We start from the raw sequence: 21,568 nt of genomic DNA, 5'->3' as shown, positions 1-21,568 counted from the left end.
GTGATTTACCCAAGTAACCATCGGAGGTCGTGATGACTCATCCGATATCAGCTATTACTCCTTTCTCTTTTGAAGAACATGAAGTACGCGCAGTAATTATTAATGGTGAACCCTGGTTTGTTGCTGTTGACCTTTGTAACGCACTGAAACTCATTAATCCAACCGAGGCAATTCGCCGCTGAGATGGCGAGAGAAGGATACCCTAAGTTTAACTGAGACCATTCAAGATGGGGCTGGAAATCCGAATGACAACATCATCTCCGAATCCGGAATGTTCACTCTCGTACTACGCTGCCGTGACGCTGTAAAGCAAGGCAACCAGCCCCATCGCTTTCGCAAATGGATAACAAGTGAAGTACCTCCTACAATACGCAAGACTGGCAAATACGAGCATCCCATTTACCCGCCACAGTCAAACGAACTCTTCACCGCTAACGATACCGCCAACCTCGCTCGCCTGATTTGGCACATGAGCCATAACTTTCGCTACAAGCAGGCATGGAGCAATGGCATCTGGTACGGGTTACGCGAAGTCACAGGCATCCCCTCACCGCAGCCGGTGGAAGTCCGCCACACCCCACATATCGCCCGAGAATGCATACGCATATGGGCTGTGATTGAACGTCTGCAATCTGCTATGGTAGAGGCTGAGAGGCGAACCCTTCGGCAACTTGTGCGCGAGCATGAGAACGTGGATAGCGTGATGGGTGAAATCGATAGCTTGCTTGCTGAAGCCAGCCAGAGCAACGCCTTCATGCTCACCGACAAGCTGACCCGCTGGCATAAGTCCGACTCGGCCAGTTCGCGCATAGGCACTGATGGTTGCCCCGGCTCGTTGATAAGCCGATTTTTATTTGAGAATGGACCTAAAAAAATCCCTAGTTTGCATAAAAAAACTGATATGAAGAATAATAATCTTTCATAAATTTACATTCTTCGGGTAATGGAAGTTCTGGTTTTTCAAATGTTATAATACCAGAACGCTCAGTACCAGCAAGCATTAAAGGTCCAAAATTTATTGTTATGCTCCTTACCGAGCTAGGCAAAGGAGATTGATTCTTTAATTTTTGCCCGTGAGGCGTCTTAAGATCGAAACAACTTTCAATAAAGCTGCCATCATTGCCTTGATAATCTAATTCAATTAAAAAATCAAGAAAACTGATATCTGGTAAGCTTTTTAAATTTAGGTTACTTAAGTCAAGGCTTTCATTATCACTAAAGATACAATCCATTATTCGCTTTACTGCCAAGTTGCGATTTTCTTCTTTTCCACGACAAGGAGATACCTTCCATTCATGTAGTGCGTTTATTGTCTTAGAATATTTATCTTTGATCGCGTTAACCTTATGCTGCCGTACAAGATCTATTTTCGGATACACATCACTCTTTTGCATATTTTTTATGTCCTTGAAACTCAAAAAACATGCAATCCTATCCATAGCAACAACAGGCAAGTGTGATCTTGCCCCCTGAAACACCAGACAGTAGCTGTATCTCCAGATAAGAGATAGGCTTGAATATATGTCTAACACTAACGCCAATTTTGATATGACCGGGATCCTGTTAGGTCAAGAAGTCCGTAAACGTAAAACTCCTCAGGAAAAAATGGCCATTATTCAGCAGAGGATGGAGCCCGGCATGAATGTCTCCCATCTCGCACGACTGCACGGTATCCAGCCCAGCCTGCTGTTTAAGTGGAAAAAGCAATATCAGGAAGGCAGCCTCACCGCCGTGGCTGCCGGGGAGGACGTTGTTCCTGCCTCTGAGCTTGCAGCTGCATTGAAGCAGGTCCGGGAGCTCCAGCGCCTTCTGGGTAAGAAGACGATGGAGGTTGAGATCCTAAAAGAAGCCGTGGAGTACGGCCAGTCACGAAAATGGATAGCGCACGCGCCCTTGTTGCCAAAGGCCGGGGAATAGCACAGGTCAGCCGCGCCATGAGCGTGTCGCGTGCGCCGCTGTCACTGCGGATTAAGCGTTCTGCCGACTGGCAGGACAGGCGCTGTAACCGGCGTAATGACGAAGCAGACGCTGAAATACTGTCGGACATCCTCGACATCATCAGCGATATGCCCAGCTACGGCTATCGGCGGGTGTGGGGCATCCTGCGTAAACAACGTCGCGCAGAGGGACTGCCGCCGGTAAATGCGAAACGACTTTACAGGATCATGTGTGAGCATAACCTGCTGTTATTACATTGAAAACCAGAGCGGCCGAGGCGTGAGCATAAGGGCAGGATCGCGGTGGCAGAAAGCGATATGCGCTGGTGTTCAGATGGCTTCGAGTTCGGCTGCGACAACGGTGAAAAACTGCGGGTCACCTTCGCACTGGACTGCTGCGACAGAGAGGCCATAGACTGGGCTGCGAGCACTGGAGGCTACGACAGTTCGACCGTGCAGGATGTGATGCTGATGTCGGTAGAAAAGCGCTTCGGCGACAGGTTACCCGATACAGCGGTGCAGTGGTTGACGGACAACGGTTCAGCGTATACCGCGCATGAAACGCAGAGGTTCGCCAGAGAACTGGATCTGGAGCCCTGCACAACAGCGGTGAGCAGCCCGCAGAGCAATGGCATGGCCGAACGGTTCGTGAAGACGATGAAGGAAGACTATATCTCGTTCATGCCAAAACCGGATGCGAGAACAGCCCTGCGAAACCTTGCAGCAGCGTTCACGCATTACAATGAAAACCATCCGTACAGCGCGCTGGGATATCACTCTCCGAGAGAATACCGGCGGCATCGGGCTTCGTTAACTTAAGATACAAAAGCTGTACAGAGATGGCGGGGCAAGATCACTACTATTTGTACGTTTGAGCTCTGCATTAACGGGAGTATTACTTACTGCCGTAGGCACCAGCGGCAGTGATGAATGGCTTGTAATCAAAACATTTCCCCTATACCTTCCTTATAGACGCTATATTATTAATCACAAGTAAAACAACGGTCAATCAAGCTAATACATTATTGTATGAAAGCGTGCGCGTTTAATTATTAATTTTCGTTCAGATTCATCATCCCTCTAAGCACATCTATATCTGCCTGCTGCGCTTTCACTTTCGCGGACAGGTCTTTTATCGCTTCAATCAGCAACGCGGATAGGCTGCCGTAGGCCACTGACTTGCTATCCTTGAGGAAAGTATCATCACCCGCCGGATAGTGACTAATGTTGCCCACGGCTTCCGGCAGCACTTCTATCAACTCTTCGGCCATCACCCCAGCCTGGCGATTGCCAGCGAGGATATACGTGTAACCATTGAGCGTCTCAACTTTTTCAAGCCCATTTTCTATTCTCTCGATGTCACTTTTTATCTTCCGGTCGGAAAAGTTTTGCCAATGCCCGCCGGTGGCATGGGCGACACCGTCGTCTTTAAAAATGAACCACTTCTGGTAACCACCGCCCCGATTAATAATCAGGCGATGTTCATAGTGGCTGTTCTGCACATCAACACCGTAAAATTCCGTGCTCATGGATTGCCCGGATAAGGGTAATACCGGCTTTCACCTGGACGTGTCTCGTTGCCGTTTTGCCCTCGGCCATAAAAATGCAATATATCCGTGAGATTACCGCCAGTCACTAGCGAGACAGCGTTTCCAAACGTTGCTCCACCGCTCGCCTTGAGATTACCGCCGACTTCAAGGTTTTGTACCCAATGCAGTCGGTTCGCATTCCATTCACCGGTCTTGACACCCTGAGCATAGAGCGCCACGTTCCCTTCGCCATTAGCAATCAGTCCTGAGTTAACGCCTCCCACATTAACGGAGTGAGTAACATGCAGCGCCCCAGTGACGGTGCCACCGGTCTTATCAAGTTTGCCCTCCAACTCTGCTTTATCTGCTTTTTTATCCAGAGCAGATTTGGCCGCTTTGGCCACCTCGCTCACCATAATCCTGTTTACTGCAACATCCGCCGTCAGCTTTTTGAACGAGCTTAAGGTGACCTGCGTGCCGTCCGGCGCCTCCAGCTTCACCTCACCCTCGCCGGTCATGATGTGCTGCCAGCCGTCCATCTGGCGCTGGTAGTAGAGAAGCCGGGCAGACAGCTCACGTCCGAAGTCAACGTACGAGCCGCCGTTGTAGGTCACGATGGCGTAGGATGCCTCCTTGACGGCTTTGGGTAGCCCGGACACCAAGAGCAGCTCCGCGTTGCTCACCACGCTGGCAATTTCATACAATGACACTGTGACCGTGCCTGGCAACAATAACATCTGCCCAGGGCCAATGCCCTGTTTGTTATCCGCCCAGCGGGTGTCGTTGTAAGCATCCCGCCAAACCTGCAACCACGCAATGGTGGCTATTTTTGCTATCGCGACCCACTAACAGGAAAAGAGTATGGCCTGGGACGCAATCGGCGGGAGGCCATTACACAAGCCATAGCCGCTAATATGGCGATTTACGGCTTATCAAAGTTCTCACCACTCGTTGACCGTATTAACGGCACACAGGCGACCACAGTTAGCGAATGGGTTCCACGTTATCTGGAAATATTAGAGACCAGAAAGCTTAAGCCAAAAACAATGAGCGAGTACGATAAATACCTGAAAGCAGTTAACGCCCACTTGGGCGAATTTGCTCTTCAGAAAGTAGAGACTAAAGATATTGCCGCCTTCCTAAGCCAGTGGATAAAGACAGGAAAAATGACAATGGCAAACCGCATCAGGGCATTATTAATTGACTTGTTTCGGGAAGCCATTGCTGAAGGGGTGACCAAAAGCAATCCAGCCGAAGCTACTCGCAACCAGCGGGTAGAAATTCAACGTGAGCGCATTACTTTGGACGACTGGAAGACTATCCGCAAAGTGGCGGATAAATTATCCGCATGGGTTGGCCCCTGCCTTGACCTGGCTTTACTCACAGGACAACGCCTGAGCGATGTACAGAGCATGTGCTGGAGTGATTACAGGAATGGACGTCTTTACGTCAGACAGGAAAAAACCGGCATGATGCTGGCTATCGCGGAAACGACCCGCCTTGAATGCTTGAACCTTTCTTTTTCGGATCGACTTCAACGATTGAAGAAATTAAATGATGGCGAACATCACATTGTGGCCGATGGAAAACAACGTGTGATCGCCAAGAAAACACTGTCTGAAGCATTCATGAAAGCGCGTCGAGAATCTGGTTTGGAGTGGGGAGGGCAAGCCCCCTTCGTTTCATGAAATTAGAAGTCCGTCCGCTTACATACTGAGGAGAAGGGAAAAGACTATGCACAAAAACTCCTGGGTCATAAATCAGCAACCATGACCGACAAGTACCGGGATGTAAGAGGCTCAAAGTGGACGGAAGTATAAATATTTCGATCGAATTTCGAGTAATTTACATCGCTTACCTGTAACGCTCTAAATTAAAATGCTTATATTTCACCGCCGCTGTAAACTATCAGGCCGATCAAAAATTCTGCTGGCTGATCTCGTGTCACACGATGGCCGCTGAGCGATGACGCCATCGCACGCTGCGGGCCGCGCGGTCATCATGCCCGCAAGCGTCATCGGACGTCGTGGGTGTACGCCGGTGCGGCCGCACCGGCGGCCAGGCGATCGATAAGGCCGCTGCGCCGCTGGGTTCGGGTGGCAATGGCGTACTGCACCACCTCGTTGGTGGCGTAGAGAGAGAGCCGCGCCCGCGCCCGCGTCACGGCGGTATACAGCAATTCCCGCGTCAGCACCGGCACAATCTGGTTGGGCAACACCAGCGCCGTATGCTGGAACTCCGACCCCTGAGATTTATGCACCGTCATGGCAAAGGCCGTTTCATGCTCCGGCAGCCGGCTTAGCGGCACCGCCTTAACTCCGCCATCCGGCAGGGAAAAATGCACGCGTAGGGTTTGTTCCCCTTCCTGGAGCAGAATACCGATATCGCCGTTGTACAGCCCTAGCGATGGCGCATTGCGCACTATCATCACCGGCCGTCCAGCGTAGCCGCGGCCGACGTTGGCAAGGGTGAGGAGCCCCGCCCGGCTCAAGGCCTGTTCAATGCGATCGTTAAGGCCGGCGACCCCAAACGGCCCTTCACGCAGCGCACAAAGCAGGCGGAAGCGGTTAAAAGCGTCCAAAATAGCGGGCGGCGCATCTTGGTCGCGCACCCGCTGCAGGTAGTCCAGGTAACCGTTAACGCAGTCGTCCAACAGTCGCTGATAGTCTGCCGCTTCACGCAACGGCGTATAGTCTACATCCGCTGCCGTACCGGCCTGCAACAGCGCCAGCGCCCCCTTACCGTCGCCAGCGTTGATAGCGTTGGCCAACCGGCCAATACCGGAACCCTCATCAAAACGGTAGCTTTTACGCAGCAGACAAAGACTGTCGGCAACGCCGTAACCGTTACCGTCGCCCCCCGCCGGCAGCGTAAAGCCCGTCAACCGCGACAGCTGCGCGCGCCGCGCGGGGCTATAACCGGCCTCGTCGAACTGGCAGATGTCCCCCAACACCGCCCCCGCCTCCACCGACGACAGCTGGCAACGATCCCCCAGGAAAATCACCCGCGCCTGCGGCGGCAGCGCCGCAATGACATTGGCCATCATCGGCAAATCGACCATTGACGCTTCGTCGATTATCAGGATATCCACATGCAGCGGGTTGCCGCGGTGATAGCGCATCCGCTGGCTGTTGGGCTGTGCCCAGAGCAAACGATGCAGCGTTATCGCCTCGCGCGGCAAGCGCTGTTTTTGCTCTTCGTCCAATCTCAGACGCTGCAGCGCCAGACCCAGGGACTCACTTAGCCGTGCCGCCGCCTTGCCGGTGGGGGCCGCCATCAGCATGCGCAAACGCCGGCCGTCGCTAAGCTGCAGCAGTGCCGCCAGCAGCTTGGCAACCGTAGAGGTTTTACCGGTGCCCGGACCGCCGGATATCAGCGCCACCGGATGCGTTATCGCAACCGCCGCGGCAATTTTTTGCCAGTCGATTACCGCAGCGTCGCCGGGAAAGTAACGCGCCAGCACCGCGGCGATGCTGGCTTCGTCACCGTTCACCGGCGGCCGCGCCCGGTTGAAGAACTGCGCCACCGCGCATTCATCGCGCCACATGCGCTGTAAATACAGACGCTGATTGTCCAATACCAGCGGCGTCGGGCGGGAACCGTCGCTGACCGCCGGCGATGCTAGCAGACGCTGCTGCCAATCCTTCTGAGAAGGTCTGCCAGCCTGTAGCCATGCCTGCTGCGCCAGCGGCGGCATGCGGCCGTCAAACAGCCGCTCCGGGGTCAATAGCGCCAGCGGCAGGCAAGTATGGCCGGCGCCGGCATCGGCGCTCAGCCAGGCGCTGGCCAGCATCAGTGCGGGCTCAGCGGGCGTCGCCAGCATCAGGGCGAATTGAACGTCCAGCGGTCGCCACAGGCGCAACCGTTGCGCCTCGGCAAGAATAGCTTCCATCATTAAGCCTCCTGCGTTAGCCTCTTTCCGCCATTGCCGGCCGCGTTGCGACGGAGAACAATGCGTCGAGACCGTCGATTAAGGCGCTATCCGGGCGGCAGTGGAAAATGCCGTTCCCCGGCTGCGCCGCATCCACGCCGCGCAGAAACAGATAATACACGCCGCCGAAATCGCGCGAATACTGATAGTCCGCCAGACGGTGACGCAGATAGCGGTGCAGCGCCAGGGTATACAGCTGATATTGCAGATCATAGCGGTGGGCCATCATAGCCTGCTCCATCGCCGGCCGGGTGTAGGCGGCGCTCTCTTCCCCCAGCCAGTTGGATTTATAGTCCAGCAGGTAATAGCGGCCCTCCCAGCGGAAAACCAAGTCAATAAACCCCTTCAGCATTCCCTTGACCTGGGGGAAATCCAGCGGTGGGCAGCGTGCCGACAGCGGATCGTAGCGCTTGCAGATCTGATCCAGGTCGCGCGCCTGCACCAACGCGTCGATGGGCAGATAAAATTGCAGTTCAGCCTGCCGGCTGTCGGGCGTCAGTCGCGCGAGAGAAAGCGAGCCGCCGTCCAGCGGTATAGCGATAATTTTTTTCATCCAGTCCGTGATTACCGGCAACCAGTCGGTGTCGATACCCTGTTGTGCCAGCTGTTCGCTGAGCCACTGCGGGTCCAGCGGCCGATTAAAATCCAGGGTTTCAAACAGGCCATGCAAAAACGTCCCCGGCGCCGCGCCGCGCGGAAAGGTATGCGGCGTTAGCTGCAACGATTCCTGCTGCCTGCCCTCCCCCGAGGCGTCAACATCCAACCGCGGCTGTAGATCCATCACCACCGAGCTGCCGTGCCGTTGCAATCCTGAATAGCTGGTGACCCGCCAGGGGTCCCGCGGCGGTTCAGACCAGCGGCGGGCGCTTAATGCCGGCGCCGGCGCCGCCGCAGGTGTAAGCGGTTGCGCCGGCGCGGCCAAGGCCTCGCACAGGACAATATCGCCATCGACGCGGCTTGCCAACGCCGCCAACCGTTCGCGCAAATCATCGGTATCGCCGTCCTGGCCCTGCTGGATCAGGTAACCCAGCGCGCTTAGGTGCAGATCGCTGGCGCCGGTTTTTTTACGGCTACCGCGAAACAGTGGCGCAATGCCGAGACTGCAATGATAGATGGCGCGCGTTAGGGCCACATACAACAGCCGCAGATCTTCCGCCAGCCGCTCCTCTTCCGCCAGTTGCAGACTCTCCCGCGCCGCGCGGAGATCCAGCCAGGCCCCGAACGCCTCGCGATCGTGGAACAGTGGCCGCTTTTGCACGCGAAAATCGGCCGCGAACGGCAGGAACACCAGCGGGAACTCCAGCCCTTTCGATTTATGTACGGTGATGATTTGCACCAGATGACGATCGCTTTCCAGCCGCAATTGCTGATTCGCCGCCTGCGGGTTAGGAGACGCTATTTGCAACGCCAGCCAGCGGACCAGCGCGTATTCGTTCTCCAGCTGTGTTGAGGCTTCTTGCAGCAGTTCTCCCAGATGCAGCACGTCGGTCAACCGGCGTTCGCCACCCTGACTTGCCAAGAGATTTTCGGCAGTGTGATGGTTTTTCATCATCTGACGCAGCATGGGTAACACGCCGCTTTTTTGCCAGCGTTGGCGATAATCGGCAAATTCCTCAACCCGCTGTTCCCAGAGCCGTTCATCGTTATTCAGCGCGTCGATGGCGACGGCGTCAAAGCCCAGCAGACCGGTGGCCAGCGCGCTGCGCAGCGCGGTATCTTTTTCCGGCGTCAACATCGCTTGCAGGATCCATTGCAGTTCGCGCGCCTCTGGCGTGTCAAAGACGCTATCCCGGTTCGAGAGATAGACCGCCGGGATCATCAGCGCCGCCAGCGCGTCGCGCATCAACGCCGCCTCGTGGCGGTTGCGTACCAACACCGTAATATCCGACGCTTGCAGCGGCTGGCGGCCCCGACGTCCCTCCAACCAGGCTTCTCCCTCACGCGCGGCGTAAAGCCAGTCGCGGATGGTGGCGGCGCATTGCCGTGCCATGCACTGCTGGTATTCGCTTACACCCACGCCGGTACCCGGCTGTAACCAGACGCGCAGCGCCGGCTGCGGCTGCTGTTGCACCACCAGCCGCAAACCGGCGTTGCTTTCGGCGGCCGCCACCGGCAAAAAGGGGATGGCGCTGAAAATAAACGGCGCCGGCAGGCTTTGAAACAGCTGATTCACCGCATTGATCATCCCCGGTGCGGAGCGCCAGTTGGTATCAAGGGTATAGTGAGCATCCACTTCGCTTCGTGCGCGCATATAAGTAAAAATATCCGCACCGCGAAACGCGTAGATCGCTTGTTTCGGGTCGCCTATCAGCAGTAAGGCACAATCGGGTTTAGCGCCGTATACGCGACGAAAAATACGGTATTGTTGCGGGTCGGTATCCTGAAACTCATCAATCATCGCTACCGGATAGCGCGAGCGCAACGCGTCGGCCAACGCTTCACCACCATGGCCGGCCAGCGCCCGATCCAAACGACTTAGCAAATCGTCGAACCCCAGCTCCGCCCACCGCCGTTTTTCCTGCTCCAACGCCTGGCGCATCTCCGCCAACGCCATCACAAAGATCAGCTCGCGCAGCGACGGCCGGTGCTGATGAAAAGCCTGCACCGCAGCAAAGAGCGCATGATGAGGCGGATCACCGGCGGTGGTTTTTTCTGCTAATACCGCGCTTGAAAACCGGTCCAGCTCATCAGGGACCTGATAATCGACGGTGGGCTGCTCCGCCCAGTGATTGACTTTCGCCAGCCAGGACGGTATGTTTTTACTGCTATAAACCCGCCGGTCGAGTTTGTGAGCGTCAAGGATCGTCGGAATTTCCGCCGCCGCCGCGCGCCACTGCCGCTTCAGGTCGTCAATACCCGCAATAATGCGCGCATGCCGTGCCAGGATAGACTCGCTTAACGCCGGCGGATCGCGCACCTCCGGTGGCTCCCCCTGCAGATAGGGCAGCAGTTCCGCCAACAGGTTTTCCGGCCCTTCCCAGTGCTGCTGTACCATGCGCGCAACCTCCAGCGGCAACGGATAGCAGTGGCGGCGCCAGAAGTCAGCGCTCACCTGCTGGCGCAGCAATGTTTCATCCTCCAGCAGAGTTTGCTGAAACAGCATGCCCGATTCGACGGCGCTGTGGTTCAGCATACGCTGGCAAAAACCATGAATGGTGAATATCGCCGCCTCGTCCATCTGCCGCTCCGCCGCCAGCAGGTGCAGAGCGGCAAGCCTATGATCGTCGAGCTGCGCCAACAACGCCGCCAGCAGCGGATCCTCGCTCTCACCGCGCACGCAGGCCAGCCGCAGCCGGTGGATATTTTCACGAATACGGCCGCGCAGCTCCTCGGTGGCGGCCTCGGTAAAGGTAACCACCAGTATTTCTTCTACGCTTAAGGGCCGCGGATACGCCGCCTCACCGCCCAGCCCGAGCAGCAAACGCAGATAGAGCGCCGCCAGGGTGTAGGTCTTCCCGGTACCCGCCGACGCCTCAACGAGGCGGGTGCCCTGGAGCGGCAATGTCAGGGGGTTAAGGCTCTGGGCGGTCTTCAACGCGTTCGGTTTCCTTAGGTTGCACCGGCAGCGCCTGCTGCAGCGCGGAGGCATCGGGGAACATGGTCCAGCCGGCGGGGTGAGCATAATCAGCCGGATCCTTGCCCGCGCCGACGCCGGAAATTTCCGACAGCAAGGCCAGCCCCTGCTGCTTGATGACCGCCTGCTGGTAATATTCGCTTAACTGCGATTGCGTCAGCGCCCGCAAACGGGCAATAAGACGTTCGCACGTATCAAAACGCATATTATCGCGATCCAAATCGCCGGTATAGAGATCCACTTCTTCGACCAGCGTCTGGGGTTTTTGCTGCAGCTGGACTATCACGCCCTGCTTGTACTGCTCGAAATCCGCCGGTTCCAGAGCGTCCAACCGCTTGCCGGTCTGCGCGAAGAACTCCTGATAGCGCTGGTAAAGATACGCCGGCTGATAGCGGCCGCTTTGCAGTACAAATCCGACCCCGGCCCGATCGCCGACTAAAGATAGGCAGCATAAAGACGGCATAGCCCAGCTGCTCTTGCGTACGCAATTGCTTGTAAAACCAGGATTCAACCATTTGCGACAGCAGGTAACTGCACGCCATTCCTTCGATGCGATCATAACCCAGGGGAACATAGACCGCCGCCAGAGCGGAATCGGTGCTGTCGAGCCGTTTTTGGATAATCGCCTGCAGCAGCGTGGCGATGGTGGCTTTATCGGCGCGCCGCCAGTCCGTACCGGTCAGACCCAGGCGTGTTTTCAGCCCGCGCGCGAACGTTTCAGCCTGCTCCGAGGTCAGGATGCCGACCACTAACACATCGAGGGCGGTAGGTTTAATTAGCGTGGCGCGATAGTCCATCACCTCCTGCAGCGTTATGCCGTCTATCAGCGCCCGCCGCGCGTCACGTTCTATATAGGGAATATCGGACAGGACCTTGGCCGGGATGACGGCCTGAGAGTAGGCTTTGCTTTTGTCCGTGCCATCCAACTGCTGACGAAACCAGGTCTTGGCCTGCTGCAACTGCTGCGCCGTCGGCGATATCGCCAGATAGCGGTCCAGCAGCGCATTTACCAGCGGCACCAGTCGCTGGGTATAGCCGCTTGCCTTGACAGTCAGACCATCGTTGGCATAAGAGGAAAAGCTGATACCGCCTACGTAGACCTGATTGCTCAGCTCCGCCAGTTCGAGATTGGAAAGATAGTCGTTTAGTGAATAGAGCACCTGGTTGCGCGCGCTGCTCATGGCAGCAGCATTGCGAAAGTTCAGCGTGATGTCCGCGCGCGGCTCGTCGGCGAATGCGCGGCTTGGCATATAGTGCAGCCGAAGCCCCGTCTCATCGATCAGGGTTTCGGGGTGTTCTGGATGACGCGTAGGGTGGATCAGGCTGAAGTCGTTGGCGATATAAGGATTAAGCGCCGGCAGTGCCAGCACAATCGAGCGCTGTAGGCGCTGCCAAAGGGCAGTCTGCGTTGGCGTCAGTTGACTCACTTGATAAGGGGCATCGACAAAGTAAGCGGTTTTGTCGTGCGGTGCGTCCGGGCTGATGAACCAGACGCGCGCGTGCTGCGGCGTCATGGCGTCAAGGCGCGCAGCAATGGCGGCGGGATCGTAGCGATCGGCAAGATAAGAGGCGTCCAGCACGTGCTGCACCGGCACCCGCAGCATGGAATCCACCAGCCATTCGATATAGTCCATGTTGCGGGTCATAACCGGGAAACGGAAATCCTGATCCAGTACGTGGGCAATTTCGTCAAAATAATGGCGCTGGATCCCTTGATGCCGCAACAATGACAGATAAGCGAAAATAGCCGCCACCACCCGGTCGCGCTGCTCATACCCTTTGTCGGAAAGGGAAGCGGCGATGGCGAAAACACCGCCGTTGCGATTGACCATCGGATCGGCGCCGGCGTCGATGGCGTCCGCCAGCCCCTCTTTCTGCAGCCAGTCCGCCAGTGTGCCCGGGCTGCGGTTGCCGATAAGGTAGCTGATGTAAGTATCCGTTTTGCTGCGAAATGCGGCGCTATTGTTGGCGATGGGGAATTCAATGCGCAGCATCTTCCGCGGCTGAACCGGTTGATAATGAATCACGATACCGGTTTGGGCGGCGGTGACCGCCGGCACGGTGATCGGGGGCACCGACGCGTGATGATTGGCGATGCGGCCAAAGGTGGTGGCCGCCAGCGTCGCCATTTCGGCCAGCGATTGATTGCTGTAAATGACCCCAACCATCAGGTTGGCGGAATAATAGCGTTGGTAAAAATGCTTCAGCGCGTCGTGCAGCCGGCTGCCGGGCTTATCGCTCAATGTGTCAAGATTGCCACCCGAGAAACGCGAGCCCGGGTGGGCCGGATTCATGGTTTCAGACCGGATCTGCGCCATGCGCAGTCCGTCGCTGGCGTGGGCCATTCTGAGCTCGGCGTCCACCGCATGACGTTCTTTATCGGCATAAACCGGATCTCCAGCCGCGGCGCGGCGATGGCGTCCGCCAGCCGGTCGAGTGCCGGTTGCAGCGCGTCGTTTTCCACCTCCAGATAGAAGGCGGTTCGGTAGGAGGCGGTGCTGGCATTATGATCGCCGCCGTGCTTTTTCAGAAATTCAGACAAATTTTCCGGTTCCTGATATTGGCGAGACCCCATCAGGATCATGTGTTCCAGATAATGGGCCAGGCCAAGCTGATTGTGCGGATTCTCCAGCGATCCCACCGGCACGGCCACCGCCGCAAGGGATTTGACCGCCTCCTTATCACTCACCAACAGCACCGTCATACCGTTATCCAGCCGAATAGCCTGATAGTGACGGGGATCCTGACTGCTTTTGTGGATGACCTCCTTCATCGGTTGCCATCCGCTTTGCGCCCATCCCGGCGCCGTTGCGCTCATCAAAAACAGAGCGAAACACAACAACCAGTTAACCAGTCTCGACATTCCTCTCTCCAATACCTGTCTTGCGGGCCGTTCCTGACCACACTCTTTTTTTGGCGTAACACTCGCATGTTAAAAAAAACGTCACAGCGCGGACATCTGTCGCCGGGGGCGACAGGCGACAGGACTGCATCAGGCTTTCTTTTCTCGTTTCGCCGGCTCAGTCTGCGCCAGATTAAACATAAAAGGCGGCAGAAAATACCTTTCTGCGGCCAAGATAATCGCCTCCATATGTTGTTCATCCAACTGGCGTATCAACCGCTGCAAATAAGGATCCTCACCTTCGCCGGGAACATGGCCGTTGCCCTGCCAGGCCTGGATAAGTTTATCACGCGCCTGCCGCTGCCGGCTCTCGTCCCGGTCGATGCTCTGCGTCGACCGGTCGTAGCAGTGGCTCAACCATGCCCCCCCCGATCGGGGCAACAGCAGCAGCGGTGCCGCCATACCCTGACAGTAGCCGGAAACCAGCGAAAGTAAAAACCCTTTTGCCTGAGCGGCGGGCAGCGGCGCAAAATGCCATTCGCCGCGCATGCCGAACATCCGGCTCTCCCCTTCGCCGCCCATAGCGCAGTAAGCCAGATGTTCCAGCCACAGCTTCAGGCCGTCCCGGGCCGACAACGCGCCGGGACGCCAACGCAGCAGACCGTGCTTCTGCACGTGCGGCAGCCAACCGGAGAGTGTGACGTCGTTCAGCGTCAGATCCACTTCAAGACTGTGCGTTTCCGGCAATCGCCACGTCCGTACCTGCTCAGCGAGCGCCGCCAGTTCCTGACACTGTGTGGCCCAGTACAGCTCACCGAAAGCGCCATAGGGCAACAAACCGGCGGCGCGCACCTGGCGAAACAGCCGGTCGGTGCTTTCCCCGTCGATAAGGGCGTTCACCAGCCGGTCATTGAGTTGATAGCGGGATAGACCGTCAATGACAAAAGGTTCGTCCGCCGCCAGCTCAAGCGACGTCAGGTGGAAAGACACCGCCAGACGCTGTGCAAACCAGGCGCGCACCGGGTGGCGATAAAAGCGCAGCAGCTCATCCAGCGCCAGCGCCTCGCAGGGCGGCGCCGTCAGGGGAGCGACAAAATCCGGCTGCGGCTGGCCGCCGGCGCTGGCGGCCGGCAGCCACTCGGCGGCAAAGCTTTGGTTTTCGCTACCGGGCAGAAAATTCTCCGGTGCGAAAGGCATACGGCTATGCCACTGCCAGAGATGCGCACGCACACGGTCGGCGCTGCTTTCAGCATCGACGCACTCGTCGCCAGGCAGGTAAAAACTCTGGGCGATATAATCGCTCAACTCGCTCACCAGCACCGACGGATAACGCCGGGTATTGTCCTGTATGGCGCGGCCGATAAAACTGATATACAGCCGCTGCTGCGCGGACAACATCGCCTCCAGGAACAGGTAGCGGTCATCATCACGCCGGCTACGATCGCCGCGTCGGGGCTGCTGCGCCATCAGGTCGAATCCCGCCGTCGGCAGAGTGCGCGGATAAACGCCATCATTCATGCCCAGCAGACACACCACCCGGAACGGAATAGAGCGCATCGGCATCAGAGTACAGAAGTCGATGGTCCGGGCCAGAAAACGCTGGCTAACCCGTTCCTTATCCAAACGCGACGCCAGTTCATCTCGCAGCAGCGTCACCGGCACCGGTTGGTCATACTCCACCTGCAAACCGCACTCCAGCACCTGCTGCCACAGATTTTCCAGCAGCGCCAGCGCCGCTTCGGCTTCAGCGTCAGGGGTAAAGAAACCCTCAATCATTTCGCGGGCGCAGCTCATCCAGGCGTCCAGTGAACGGGGTTGGGCAAGCCGGTCGCGCCACTGGCGCAGCCGCATAAGGAGTTCCGCCAATTGTCCGACCAAACCGGCTATCAAACCGCTGGATTCGTCGTAGGGCAGAATCCCCTGCCAGTCGCCGCTCTCACTATCCATGGCGTAGCCCAGCAGCATGCGCGTCAGGCCAAACTGCCAGGTATGCTGACCGGTGGCGGGCAGCATCAGCTCACGCAGGGTGTCGTCGTCCAGCCCCCAGCGGATACCGGATTCAGCGACCCACTGGCGCAGCAGTTGCAGCCCCTGCTCGTTAACGGCGAAGCGGGCCGCCAGCGCCGGTACCTCCAGCAACGCCAGAACCTGCTCGGCGGCAAAACGACTGCGTGGCAACTCCAGCAGACCAAGAAACGCCGGCAGCACAGGGTGGAGATGACGCGCCCGGCGATCGGAAATGGCGAAAGACAGATAGCGGTCCCCGCCGGCGTTGCCGAACACCGCCTGGATCGCCGGCGTATAGCGATCGATGTCGGCCACCATGACGATCACATCCCGCGGCCGCAGCGTGGGATCCTCCGCCATCATCGCCAGTAGGTTATCGTGCAGCACTTCCACTTCCCGCTGCGGGCTATGGCAGACATGCAGGCTCAGCGAACGATCGTCTGGCTGCAGCGGCCGCTTGCCGCCGCCCTCTACCGGCGTCGCGGGATCCATGCCAAGCACGGCGTGGTCCTCGAGCATCAGGATGTCGCGCTGCAGCAGGCTCAGCAGGTTATCCCCCGCCGGCTCAACGAACGCATCTACCTCCGCAACACCGTCCATCTGCGCCAGCAGGTAGAGGTTATCGCGCCCCTGTTTGCCCCAGGAGGCCAGCAGGGGATTGCCGGTTTGCTGTTCTCCCAGCTCGTCGAACAACGCGTCAGCCTGTTCGGGCCGCCGAAATAGCGCTTGCTCGGTTTGCTGCTGATAGTGCCGGCGGCGACGGTGCAGCAACCGCGCGAGAAAAGCGCGATCGCGGATGTCCCCCCAGTAATAGCGGCACGGATTTGTGAACAGCAGATGAATATCGATATGGCGGCCTAGCGCCTGCAGCGCCTGTAAATAAGTGGGCGGCAGTGCGGAGATGCCGCAGATGAATACCCTGTCGGGCAGCCCCGGCGGCCGCGTCTGGCTTTGAGTCAGGGTCTGAATAAAGCGCTGGTAAAGATTGGCGCGGTGCCACAGCGGCTCCCCTGCCCGTTCAGTTTCTGCCACCAGCGCCCGCCAAAGCGGAGCCTGCCACCGCTGCGCCTCGCCCACGCCGTCGGTCAATTCGCCGCGCTGCCAACTTTCCAGCCAGTCTGGGCGATATACCAGATACTGGTCGAACAGATCGGCTATCCGGGCAGCAAACTGAAAACCCTTACGCTTATCCTCGTCATCGCGCAGATACTCATTAATCACTGCGAAATCAGGTTGCTGGCACAGGCGCGGCAGCAACGCCATCAGCCGCCAGGTCATCGCCGGTTTTGAAAAGGCGCTTTCATCAGGAATATCGGGCAAGACGCGGGTAAACATCTGCCAGATAAAGCTGGCCGGCAGCGGAAATTCGATATTGGCCGCAATGCCAAACTGTGCCGCCAGTTCCATCTGCATCCACTGCGCCATACCGTTGCTTTGCACCAGAATGACTTCCGGCTGGAACGGATCGCGCAGCGGCCGCCCTGCGATTAGCGAGGCGGCAAGTGTCTTGAGCAGATCCAGCTGATTGGAATGATATACGGTAAACATAAACTCCTCGCCATGCGCGCGCCTCCCGCCCAGGGATACTGTAAACTGCCTGCGCCTACTCTATCGTGATTAGCCCGGAACACAAGTGATCACGTGCGCGTTGTGTCGACTGAACCCTGACAAACCCATTCGCTTAAGCTGATGCGCTCACCGGTATTCATGATGACCGTGGCGGTCACGCGCCGGCAGCCTTCGGCACAGGGACGCTCAATCAGGATAACCCGCCAGCCTGGCGGTCTGGCTGGCGCACCCGTGGCCGCCGGCTGACGCATTAACTCCAGGCTTTGATGGCTTAGGATTAACGCCAGCGTGACGTCCTGCAGGTGCCGCTGGAAAACCGCCAGCCGCTGCCGGTACTCCAGCAATCCCAAGGCGGTAATGGCGAGCCAGCAGCGCCTCCGCCAGACCAGCGCCCCGCTGCCGACTGTATCTCGCGCCACGCACCCCAAGGGGCAACCTAACCTGCTTCAGTTGCCGTGGCGCCGTTTTTGCGGGCGATGCGGCGCCCCGTTTCGCCGTAAAGGCAATAACGTCTTTCGCGGGCGACGCGATGCCCCGTTTCGCTGCGGATATCACCTCACATCACGATCCCTGGCGCCGCCGTCTTGTTTGTGCCACTCAGCCATCTTCTTGCTCCTCCCCGCACCACCCCCGAGACAGGGCCAAATCCAGCCTGCCGCCGGTACTGGCGCAAGAGCCAGAGCGTCATTGCCCGTCGGCGCGGTGTGATCCGCTGCGGTACGCCCCCCCGTTGTTGGATGCGTCCTGGCCTGATGTAGAGTAACGCGCTGATAATGCCGCAGCGGCGGCGCCATTATCGTGCCGCCGCCCTCCCCGCACAGAAGCCAGCCATATCCCCTTTGACTTGCCTGCAAACAAACCCGCAATGGCTCGTCGGGATGCAGACGGCATTCGCCGTGGCGGGCGGGCCAGTTCTGGCTAAGCCACCAGGCGAGCGAGGATTCCGCCTGATGAAATGCCCGCAGATAATGACGTTGCGCCCGGATCAGCTCCAGCGACACCTGAAGCAGCTGCTGCCAACTCAACATCGCCAGCAGGCAAAAGGCGCTCAGCAGCAGCAGCGCCAAGACACTACCGCTACCTCTTTCCCGGTTCATCCATTCCGCCGTGCCACTATCTGTGTCAACACATAGCCGATTTCCGGCCGATGCCGGGCGGTAGCGGCCAAGTGTATGCGCAGCGCGCCTCCCGGCAGGGTGGTAAACCGCAATCGGGTCACCGTCAAAGCATCGCTGTTAAACACCTTTTCCCAGCCAGCTCCCTGACAATCATTGATATCTCGCTGAGTCTCCAGCGTCCCCCGACGCAGACGATAACCGAACGTTGACGTGGTCAACCGCCCGGGCGCATCGCTGCGCGCGTAGTAGTCATAGCCAACCACAAGGCAGGAGCCTGGAGGCTATCCCTGGCGTTTGTCGATCCACAACGTATGCGCGGAGCCACCCTGCTGCGAAAAACCGGCGCGGCGCACATCTTTTGCAATGGCCAACGCGCATAGATCAAGCTGGTACATCAATCTGAGCTGCAGCATCGCGCCCTCAACACTGCGTTGCAGCGACGGAAATAGATGCAGCGCCACCGTCAGCAGCAGGCTGCACGCGGACAGAGCAGCCAGCAATTCTGGCAGGCTGAAGCCTTCTTGACCGCCGCCCGCCGCCACCTGCCCTGCGGCCGCCGCACCGGCCCCTGCAGAAACTGACCTCAGCGTGGCGCCCCCGGCGTCCGTCCGGCAGGTCAACACGAGGGGATCCCTGACCAGCGCCCTTGCTCGCTGCACAGCCTGACCCGACCGCGACCGGAGAGCACCACCCGCAGCCGCCCCGCCGAATTGCTGAGCACGAGGTGCGCCGCACCGGCGGTATGGCGCACCCCGCCCAGACTCAGCTCACCCGTCGATACCGACAGATGGACACCGGTATAGGGCGCGATGCAGCGCGCAGTCTCCGCCGCCCCACGAACTAAACTGCATTGGTGATCGCCACGCAACTGCCAGCGATCGCCGGTTATCGCGGTTAATCGGCAACGGCGGTTACCCCAGGCGGCATGCCATTGCTGGCGTACGATAAAATCAAGCAGTTGCTGGGCGCTGCTCGTCAACTGCCGGGCGGACTGATGCTGACGCCAGCCATAACTTCCCGCTAGCATAAGTAGTGCGGTTAACGTCAGCACCAGCAGCAGCTCCAATAGGGTGTAGCCGCTATCGCGTTTGGTATGGTTCAGGAAAGAGTGCATGGTGGCAGTGTGGCGCGGCGCGAGATGGCGCACCAGGAGCGGGGAATTATTGTGCAGCGTGCAACGCAATCATTAACAACGAGGAACAAGAAGTATCAGTCGTGGTGTGATGGCTATCGCGTTTATGCGGGGGCAGAACACCCCTCATGGCAGCAGAGTCAGGCGCGAACCGGGCACACCTCAAGCAGTCAAACGCACCCTGCGCCCGCCGCGCGGAGGTATCACCGCCCGCGCGGCCCGACATTGGCCACTTAAATTGCCACCGGCGCCTTGATTGCAGGATGTGGATCGTAGCCCGTCAGCTCAAAATCCTCGAAACGGTAATCGAACAATGTCGCCGGACGGCGCTTAATCAACAGCTGCGGCAGCGGCTGCGGATCGCGGGTCAGCTGCAGGTCCGCCTGCTGTAGATGGTTACTGTAGAGATGGGTATCGCCGCCGGTCCAGACGAAATCACCGACCTGCAAATCGCACTGCTGCGCCAGCATATGCACCAGCAAGGCATAGCTGGCGATATTGAACGGCAGGCCGAGGAAAATATCGCACGAACGCTGATAGAGCTGACATGACAAGGTGCCATTGGCAACATAAAATTGAAACAACGCATGGCACGGCGCCAGGGCCATCTTGTCCAACTCGCCGACGTTCCAGGCGGAAACGATAATGCGCCGGGAATCCGGATCCTGCTTGAGCTGGCGCACCACTTCCGCCAGCTGATCTATCTGGCGGCCGTCGCCGGTGCCCCAGGCGCGCCACTGGCGGCCATACACCGGCCCCAAATCGCCGTTGTCATCCGCCCATTCATCCCAAATGGAGACGTTATTCTGCTGCAAATAAGCGATGTTGGTGTCACCATTAAGGAACCACAGCAACTCATGGATGATCGAGCGCAAATGGCAGCGTTTGGTGGTCACCAGCGGGAATCCCTGGCGCAAATCAAAGCGCATCTGATGGCCGAATATCGATAGGGTACCGGTACCGGTACGGTCCGCTTTCGGCGTGCCCTGCGCACGCACCCAACGCATCAAATCCAAATACTGTTTCATAATACCTCAGGACAGGTGTTGCTGGGGACGGCGGCGATAGGCCCAGGCCATCATAATCACGCCGGCCAGAATCATCGGCAGCGACAGGATCTGCCCCATGCTGATGACACCGCTAAACAGGCCCAACTGGGCGTCCGGCTGGCGGAAAAACTCCACCAGAATGCGAAAAGCGCCGTAGCAAATCAGGAACAAGCCGGAGACGCTGCCGATAGGCCGCGGCTTACGGATAAATACATTAAGAATAATAAACAGCACCACGCCTTCGAGCAGCATCTCGTAGAGCTGGGACGGATGACGAGGCAGCACGCCGTAGCGCTCAAACAGCGCTTGCCACTGCGGATTGACCGGCAGCAGCGCTATATCCTCCTGCCGGGAGCCGGGAAACAGCATCGCCCAGGGCGTATCGGTGGTGACCCGTCCCCACAGCTCGCCGTTGATAAAATTACCTAAACGGCCGGCGCCCAAACTGAAGGGCACCATTGGCGCGACAAAATCGGCCACCTGGAAGAAATGGCGGCGGGTACGATGGGCGAACCACAGCATCACCACTATCACCCCAATCAGGCCGCCGTGGAACGACATGCCACCGTCCCAGACCTTAAACAGGTAAAGGGGGTTGTCGAGAAACAGCGGCAGGTTATAGAACAGGACATAACCGATACGACCACCGAGAAATACCCCCAGAAAACCGGCATACAGGAGGTTTTCGACTTCTTCTTTGGTCCAGCCGCTGCCGGGGCGATTTGCACGCCGTACCGCCAGCCACATAGCAAATACGAAGCCCACCAGATACATCAAACCGTACCAGTGCAGGGAAACCGGACCCAGGGCAAAGATCACCGGGTCAAATTGTGGAAAGGCCAGATAATGGGTCGTCATTCATCACCACAACGTCGTCGTT

General features: G+C 58.0%; 16 protein-coding genes and 2 pseudogenes. 4 read left to right on the top strand and 14 right to left on the bottom strand.

Translation table 11 applies throughout. The features are described from left to right. Nucleotides 1–32: 32 nt before the first annotated feature. Nucleotides 33–182 (top strand): BRO-N domain-containing protein, encoded by a 150-nt coding sequence (locus JZM24_RS08155; protein ID WP_220098832.1) that lies wholly within the window; start codon nt 33–35, stop codon nt 180–182. 89 nt (nt 183–271) lie between these two features. Next, entirely contained in the window at nt 272–925 is a 654-nt protein-coding gene (locus tag JZM24_RS08150) for a BRO-N domain-containing protein (RefSeq protein ID WP_215669285.1), read from the top strand. Here JZM24_RS08150 and JZM24_RS08145 read toward each other — a convergent pair. Beyond that, nucleotides 879–1,394 carry a hypothetical protein gene (locus JZM24_RS08145; protein WP_215669284.1) on the bottom strand — a complete coding sequence of 172 codons (516 nt, stop codon included), beginning with the start codon at nt 1,392–1,394 and terminating at the stop codon, nt 879–881. The genes JZM24_RS08150 and JZM24_RS08145 overlap by 47 nt on opposite strands. A 154-nt stretch (nt 1,395–1,548) precedes the next feature. On the opposite strand from JZM24_RS08145, the pseudogene JZM24_RS08140 reads away from it, so the two are divergent. Next, nucleotides 1,549–2,756 (top strand): annotated as a pseudogene (locus JZM24_RS08140) (IS3 family transposase). Between the two features lie 233 nt (nt 2,757–2,989). Here the strand turns inward: JZM24_RS08140 and JZM24_RS08135 are convergent. Both JZM24_RS08135 and JZM24_RS08130 read right to left on the bottom strand, forming a co-directional pair. After that, the gene (locus JZM24_RS08135; RefSeq protein ID WP_215669283.1) at nt 2,990–3,466 is read right to left on the bottom strand and encodes a tail fiber domain-containing protein; all 477 of its coding nucleotides are present in this window, start codon (nt 3,464–3,466) and stop codon (nt 2,990–2,992) included. After that, nucleotides 3,463–4,170, bottom strand: a complete 708-nt coding sequence (locus JZM24_RS08130; protein ID WP_215669282.1) for a hypothetical protein — start codon at nt 4,168–4,170, stop codon at nt 3,463–3,465. The genes JZM24_RS08135 and JZM24_RS08130 overlap by 4 nt, the downstream gene beginning before the upstream one ends. A gap of 33 nt (nt 4,171–4,203) precedes the next feature. Between JZM24_RS08130 and JZM24_RS08125 the strand changes: the two genes are divergently transcribed. Then, on the top strand, nt 4,204–5,154 hold the full coding sequence (locus tag JZM24_RS08125; protein WP_312885001.1) for a phage integrase Arm DNA-binding domain-containing protein: 951 nt from the start codon (nt 4,204–4,206) through the stop codon (nt 5,152–5,154). A gap of 326 nt (nt 5,155–5,480) precedes the next feature. Here JZM24_RS08125 and recD read toward each other — a convergent pair whose 3' ends face one another. From recD to lgt, 11 genes and pseudogenes are all read right to left on the bottom strand, one after another. Continuing rightward, a complete protein-coding gene (gene recD / locus JZM24_RS08120) occupies nt 5,481–7,358 on the bottom strand; it encodes an exodeoxyribonuclease V subunit alpha (protein ID WP_215670059.1) in 1,878 nt (625 codons plus the stop codon). 16 nt (nt 7,359–7,374) lie between these two features. Further along, nucleotides 7,375–10,986 carry an exodeoxyribonuclease V subunit beta gene (gene recB, locus JZM24_RS08115; protein WP_246580015.1) on the bottom strand — a complete coding sequence of 1,204 codons (3,612 nt, stop codon included), beginning with the start codon at nt 10,984–10,986 and terminating at the stop codon, nt 7,375–7,377. Then, nucleotides 10,910–13,834, bottom strand: a pseudogene (gene ptrA / locus JZM24_RS08110) (pitrilysin). The gene recB and the pseudogene ptrA overlap by 77 nt, the downstream one beginning before the upstream one ends. A 129-nt stretch (nt 13,835–13,963) precedes the next feature. Then, a complete protein-coding gene (gene recC / locus JZM24_RS08105; RefSeq protein WP_215669279.1) occupies nt 13,964–17,368 on the bottom strand; it encodes an exodeoxyribonuclease V subunit gamma in 3,405 nt (1,134 codons plus the stop codon). 89 nt (nt 17,369–17,457) lie between these two features. After that, nucleotides 17,458–17,808, bottom strand: coding sequence for a prepilin-type N-terminal cleavage/methylation domain-containing protein (locus JZM24_RS08100; RefSeq protein WP_215669278.1), 351 nt, complete (start codon nt 17,806–17,808; stop codon nt 17,458–17,460). Nucleotides 17,809–17,940: 132 nt separating this feature from the next. After that, complete coding sequence (locus JZM24_RS08095; protein WP_215669277.1) at nt 17,941–18,486, bottom strand: DUF2509 family protein; 546 nt, start codon at nt 18,484–18,486, stop codon at nt 17,941–17,943. Further along, nucleotides 18,483–18,770 (bottom strand): hypothetical protein, encoded by a 288-nt coding sequence (locus JZM24_RS08090; RefSeq protein ID WP_215669276.1) that lies wholly within the window; start codon nt 18,768–18,770, stop codon nt 18,483–18,485. The genes JZM24_RS08095 and JZM24_RS08090 overlap by 4 nt, the downstream gene beginning before the upstream one ends. Nucleotides 18,771–18,788: 18 nt before the next feature. Then, nucleotides 18,789–19,049 (bottom strand): prepilin-type N-terminal cleavage/methylation domain-containing protein, encoded by a 261-nt coding sequence (locus tag JZM24_RS08085; protein WP_215669275.1) that lies wholly within the window; start codon nt 19,047–19,049, stop codon nt 18,789–18,791. 74 nt (nt 19,050–19,123) lie between these two features. Further along, the gene (locus JZM24_RS08080; RefSeq protein WP_215669274.1) at nt 19,124–19,690 is read right to left on the bottom strand and encodes a prepilin-type N-terminal cleavage/methylation domain-containing protein; all 567 of its coding nucleotides are present in this window, start codon (nt 19,688–19,690) and stop codon (nt 19,124–19,126) included. 182 nt (nt 19,691–19,872) lie between these two features. Further along, a complete protein-coding gene (gene thyA, locus JZM24_RS08075) occupies nt 19,873–20,667 on the bottom strand; it encodes a thymidylate synthase (protein ID WP_215669273.1) in 795 nt (264 codons plus the stop codon). Nucleotides 20,668–20,673: 6 nt separating this feature from the next. After that, nucleotides 20,674–21,546: a prolipoprotein diacylglyceryl transferase gene (lgt, locus tag JZM24_RS08070; RefSeq protein ID WP_215669272.1), complete on the bottom strand. Its 873-nt coding sequence runs from the start codon at nt 21,544–21,546 to the stop codon at nt 20,674–20,676. Between the last annotated feature and the right edge of the window lie 22 nt (nt 21,547–21,568).

This window comes from Candidatus Sodalis endolongispinus (assembly GCF_018777395.1).
Classification (GTDB): Bacteria; Pseudomonadota; Gammaproteobacteria; order Enterobacterales; family Enterobacteriaceae; genus Sodalis_B; species Sodalis_B endolongispinus.
Note: the sequence above shows the minus strand (reverse complement) of the source record. Positions and strands in the feature narration are given on the sequence as shown.

Bases quoted from the DNA above. Each gene is read 5' to 3' on its own strand.
- lgt (WP_215669272.1), bottom strand. From the start codon at position 21,546: ATGACGACCCATTATCTGGCCTTTCCACAATTTGACCCGGTGATCTTT.
- recC (WP_215669279.1), bottom strand. From the start codon at position 17,368: ATGTTTACCGTATATCATTCCAATCAGCTGGATCTGCTCAAGACACTT.
- JZM24_RS08135 (WP_215669283.1), bottom strand. From the start codon at position 3,466: ATGAGCACGGAATTTTACGGTGTTGATGTGCAGAACAGCCACTATGAA.
- thyA (WP_215669273.1), bottom strand. From the start codon at position 20,667: ATGAAACAGTATTTGGATTTGATGCGTTGGGTGCGTGCGCAGGGCACG.
- recB (WP_246580015.1), bottom strand. From the start codon at position 10,986: ATGCCTCCGCGCTGCAGCAGGCGCTGCCGGTGCAACCTAAGGAAACCG.
- recD (WP_215670059.1), bottom strand. From the start codon at position 7,358: ATGGAAGCTATTCTTGCCGAGGCGCAACGGTTGCGCCTGTGGCGACCG.
- JZM24_RS08145 (WP_215669284.1), bottom strand. From the start codon at position 1,394: ATGCAAAAGAGTGATGTGTATCCGAAAATAGATCTTGTACGGCAGCAT.
- JZM24_RS08155 (WP_220098832.1), top strand. From the start codon at position 33: ATGACTCATCCGATATCAGCTATTACTCCTTTCTCTTTTGAAGAACAT.
- JZM24_RS08150 (WP_215669285.1), top strand. From the start codon at position 272: ATGTTCACTCTCGTACTACGCTGCCGTGACGCTGTAAAGCAAGGCAAC.
- JZM24_RS08095 (WP_215669277.1), bottom strand. From the start codon at position 18,486: ATGAACCGGGAAAGAGGTAGCGGTAGTGTCTTGGCGCTGCTGCTGCTG.